Source organism: Tunicatimonas sp., from assembly GCF_049647865.1.
Lineage (GTDB): Bacteria > Bacteroidota > Bacteroidia > Cytophagales > Cyclobacteriaceae > Tunicatimonas.
Window position 1 is genome coordinate 1 of sequence record NZ_JBARYM010000807.1, and the last position, 4,688, is coordinate 4,688.

The following is a 4,688-nucleotide window of genomic DNA, read 5'->3' on the forward strand; positions in this document are numbered from 1 at the left end:
GGTAACCCTAAGCTTTATTGAAAAGCTAATTGCCACTCCGGAAATTCAGAATGCCTATACTGATTTTGATCCTAACTTCCCGCAGTATCTAGTGCGGGTTGATCAGGATATGGCCGCCAAGAAAGGAATCACAACCAGCCGAGCTATGCGTACTATGCAAACGCTGATTGGGGGAATATACGTCTCGGATTTTGTGCGCTTCGGGCAGATGTACGATGTAATGATTCAGGCCTCACCCGAGTACCGAACTCAGCCCGAGGATTTGCTGAAACTCAATATCAAGAATGACAAGGGCGAAATGGTGCCCTACTCTACCTTCATCTCAATGGAGCGCGTATACGGGCCAGAGCAGCTTACCCGCTTCAATATGTACACTTCCGCTACCGTAAAGGGTGGAGCCGCCCCCGGCTATAGTAGTGGTGATGTAATTGCGGCTATCAACCGGGTAGCCGCCGAAGAACTTCCGAGAGGGTTTGTACACGACTGGTACGGAATGACTCGGGAAGAAGTAGGCGCGGGTGATCAAGCGATCTATATTTTTGCTATCTGTTTGCTCTTTGTGTATCTACTTTTAGCCGCTCAGTACGAAAGCTTTTTACTGCCACTACCGGTAATCTTATCGCTACCGTTAGGAGTTTTTGGGGCGTTTATCTCACTTCATTTACTCGGCCTGCAAAACAACATTTACGCCCAAGTAGCACTGATTATGCTCATCGGTTTGCTAGGTAAAAATGCTATTCTGATTATTGAATTTGCCATACAACGTCGCCAAGCCGGATATTCAGTACTACAAGCCGCCGTGGAGGGTTCAGTCGCTCGTCTGCGTCCAATCCTAATGACATCTTTCGCATTCATCTGCGGTTTGATTCCGCTGTGTTTGGCTACCGGTGCGGGCGCGTTGGGTAACCGTTCTATCGGTACGGCCGCGGCCGGAGGTATGCTAATTGGTACCATCTTCGGCGTATTTATCATTCCTGGCCTTTATGTATTATTCGCTTCGTTTATTTCTGACAAAAAGAAAGAGAAAACCCACCAACCGGAGTCTAAACCTCAACCTGAGCGTGAGATGGATATGACTCTATCCAGCAATTAGAATTTATGCTTCTTAGATCATTACTGTATCAATCTGTTTGGGCAATGTGCCTCTTAACCTTCGTAGCTAGCTGTAAAATTACCGAACCTCAAATTCCAACTTTAGCTCCTATGCCTACGGCCTTCGAGGCTGAGGGCGACTCCGTAAGTATTGGAGATATTGCTTGGCAAGATTTCTTCTCTGATTCGGTGTTAGTAGCGTTAATTGACACTGGAATCAGCCGTAATCTAGATCGGCTATCAGCTGTACAACGCATTGAGATTGCTCGAGCTAACTACAATATACGCCGGGGCGCTTTGCTTCCTTCTCTGGATGGTCGTTATCGTTTACGTTCGGGGAACATTCGTAATAACGCCTTGCGAGGTACAATTAATGGTGATGACAATGTAGACGCGCAAACGGCTCAGTGGTTTGTAGGCTTACAAAGTACCTGGGAAGCCGACATCTGGGGAAGGCTTAGAAGTCAACGAGAGGCTTCTTACGCTCGTTTTCTGGCTACCGAGCAAGGAGTTCATCTGGTAACTACTTCTATTGTTGCTGAAATAGCTCGTTTATACTACGAATTACTCGGGCTAGATTACGAACTAAAAGCCATCGGTCGAAACATTAGATTACAGGAAGTAGGTCAGGAAGTAATTCAAATTCAAAAGATCGGGGGACGAGCAACCGAATTAGCGGTACAGCAATTTCAGGCTCAATTACTTCGCACTCGTAGTTTAGAATACGAACGTCGGCAGCGACTGGTGGAAGTAGAGAATCAGCTTAATCTATTGTTAGGACGTTTCCCTCAGACAATTGAACGGGGCGACTCATTAGCTGCTCAGCAGCTACCGGAATTCGTAGACGCGGGAGTACCTACTGATTTGTTGCGCCGTCGCCCAGATGTACAGCAAGCTGAGCTAGCTTTGGTGGCCGCTAGAGCTGATGTAGATGCTGCCCGAGCGGCCTTTTTTCCCTCGCTCACATTTACTCCCTATATGGGGTTTCAGTCAGATAACCTCTCAGCATTGTTTACAACCCCAGAATCGTTAGTACTAGGATTGCTCAATGGAATAACCGCCCCGATATTCCAGCAAAATCGAATAGAGGCTGAATACTCACAAATGGTTGCTGAAAATATGCAGTCATTTTACGATTATCAGCAGGCTATTCTTATCGGTTATCAAGAGGTGCTAACCAGCTTACAGCGAGTTGAGAACTTCCGACAGGCCTACGAACTACGCCAGCAGGAAGCCGATGTATTGTTAGCTGCGGTGAGTACTTCTAATGATTTGTTTGCCGCCGGTTACGCTACTTACTTAGAAGTGATCACCGCTCAAGAACGAGTGTTAGAAGCTGAATTAGGAATGATTAACACCCGCAGGGAAATTTTCCTTGCCCTCACCTCCCTTTACCAATCTCTCGGCGGAGGCTGGCAGTAAAGTTACTCTCATCTCTTAAGCCTATCAAGAGGCTCAAATCAGTCTACATTTTACTTGTTCAGATTTTACATCTCTGGAAAAGGAGAGTATCTTGCTCTACGAAAAATTACTCAACCTTCTTCTATGAAACTACTAACAACCAGTTGGCTTATACTAGCGATAGTGCCATTCATCAGTTGCCCATCACTGGCCCAATCTACTCACGCACTCACCTCGCCGAATGGAAAAATTGAAGTAGAGATAACCCTTGATGACCAAATCACTTTTGCAGTAAACCATGAGTCTGATCAGGTAATTGCCCCCTCTCCCATCTCTATGGAACTGGCGGACGATGAGAAACTGGGAGCTACTCCTAAACTGAGAGATAAAAAGACCGATGAAGTAGATCAAACCGTAGAAGCTCCATTTTATAAGCGCAGCCAGATTCGCGACCGCTACAACGAGCTACGGTTGAATTTTCAGGGTAATTATAGTCTTATTTTCCGGGCCTACGATGAAGGGGTAGCCTACCGCTTTGTGACTGACCGCCGCGATAGCTTAACTGTGATGAACGAGCGGGTAACATTTAACTTCGCTCAGAACGCTCCGGTATGGGCACCCTACGCCAATGTAGACGACCACAGTAACTACGAGCCGCAGCTCGAGAGCTCTTTTGAAAATATCTACGCCAAAGCTCCTATTTCGCAACTGGACGATCAACGGTTGATGATACTCCCAATCTTAGCAGACGTAGGTAACGGCAAAAAAGTATGTATTACCGAGTCTGATCTAGAAGATTATCCCGGTATGTATCTCAACGCTAGGGGCGGTGAAAATTCGCTGAATGCTGTTTTTGCTGAGTACCCCAAAGAAGAAGAACAGGGTGGTCATAACAATTTGCAGATGCGAGTCACTGAGCGGGAAGACTATATTGCCCGCGTTCCGGGCCGCCGAACTTTTCCTTGGCGGGTAATGGTGATCTCAGAAGAGGATAAGCAACTGGCCGATAGCGACCTGGTGTATCTGCTGGCTTCGCCCTCAAGGGTAGAGGATATTTCCTGGATCAAGCCCGGTAAAGTGGCCTGGGACTGGTGGAACGCCTGGAACCTCTACGACGTAGATTTTGAAGCCGGAATCAACAACGAAACCTATAAGTACTACATTGACTTCGCTGCCGAGCAAGGTATTGAGTATGTTATTCTGGACGAAGGTTGGGCAGTAAATGGCGAAGCTGATCTGATGCAGGTAATTCCGGAAATCGATCTGCAAGAACTGGTGATATACGGTAAAGAAAAAGGCGTAGATATTGTGCTATGGGCGGGCTACCAGGCCTTCGAGCCGGATATGGAAAATGTGTGTCGCCACTTTTCCGAAATGGGAGTAAAAGGCTTTAAAGTTGATTTCATTGATCGCGACGATCAGGAGGCGGTTAATTTTTTCTACCAAGCGGCTAAAATCGCAGCCAAGTACCAAATGTTTTTAGACTTTCACGGAGCCTATAAGCCTACCGGCCTGAATAGGACCTACCCTAACGTGCTGAATATTGAAGGAGTACACGGACTGGAGCAAATGAAGTGGCGCTCACCCGAAACCGATCAGGTCACCTACGATGTAGAAATTCCTTTTATCCGAATGGTAGCCGGCCCACTGGACTACACCCAAGGGGCAATGCGGAATGCCATTAGAGAAAACTACCGACCGGTGTTTACCGAACCCATGAGTCAGGGTACCCGCTGCCGTCAGTTGGCTCAGTACATCATTTTTGAGTCACCCTTCAACATGCTTTGCGATGATCCTTCCGCTTACCAGGAAGAAACGGAATGTACCGAGTTTATCGCTGCCGTACCTACTGTCTGGGACGAAACTCAGGTCCTAGACGGAAAAGTAGGCGAGTACGTAGCCATCGCTCGCCGTAAGGGGGATGATTGGTACGTAGGTGCCCTCACCAATTGGGATGCCCGAGAAATAACCCTAGATTTATCGTTCCTAGGCGAAGGCAACTACCAAGCCGAAGTTTTTCAAGATGGAATGAACGCTGATAAAGTGGCGAAAGATTACGAAAAGAATTCTATAGAAATATCCGATAAGATGTTAACAATAAAACTGGCCCCCGGTGGTGGCTATGTCGCCCGCATTTATCGGTAATAATACTATTCCCCCTTGGGAAAAAGGGGTTAGGGGGATTTAAAGTAAAC

General features: G+C 47.0%; 3 protein-coding genes. All 3 read left to right on the forward strand.

Translation table 11 applies throughout. The annotated features are described in order from the left end of the window. A partial coding sequence (locus WBA23_RS23245) for an efflux RND transporter permease subunit (RefSeq protein ID WP_424584668.1) occupies nucleotides 1-1,093 on the forward strand: 1,093 nt, incomplete at its 5' end. A gap of 110 nt (nucleotides 1,094-1,203) precedes the next feature. Continuing rightward, entirely contained in the window at nucleotides 1,204-2,514 is a 1,311-nt protein-coding gene (locus WBA23_RS23250) for an efflux transporter outer membrane subunit (RefSeq protein ID WP_424584669.1), read from the forward strand. A gap of 123 nt (nucleotides 2,515-2,637) precedes the next feature. After that, on the forward strand, nucleotides 2,638-4,638 hold the full coding sequence (locus WBA23_RS23255; protein WP_424584670.1) for a glycoside hydrolase family 97 protein: 2,001 nt from the start codon (nucleotides 2,638-2,640) through the stop codon (nucleotides 4,636-4,638). Nucleotides 4,639-4,688: the final 50 nt, after the last annotated feature.

Coding starts and splice junctions, on each gene's coding strand:
- WBA23_RS23250 (WP_424584669.1), top strand. CDS start 1,204: ATGCCTACGGCCTTCGAGGCTGAGGGCGACTCCGTAAGTATTGGAGAT.
- WBA23_RS23255 (WP_424584670.1), top strand. CDS start 2,638: ATGAAACTACTAACAACCAGTTGGCTTATACTAGCGATAGTGCCATTC.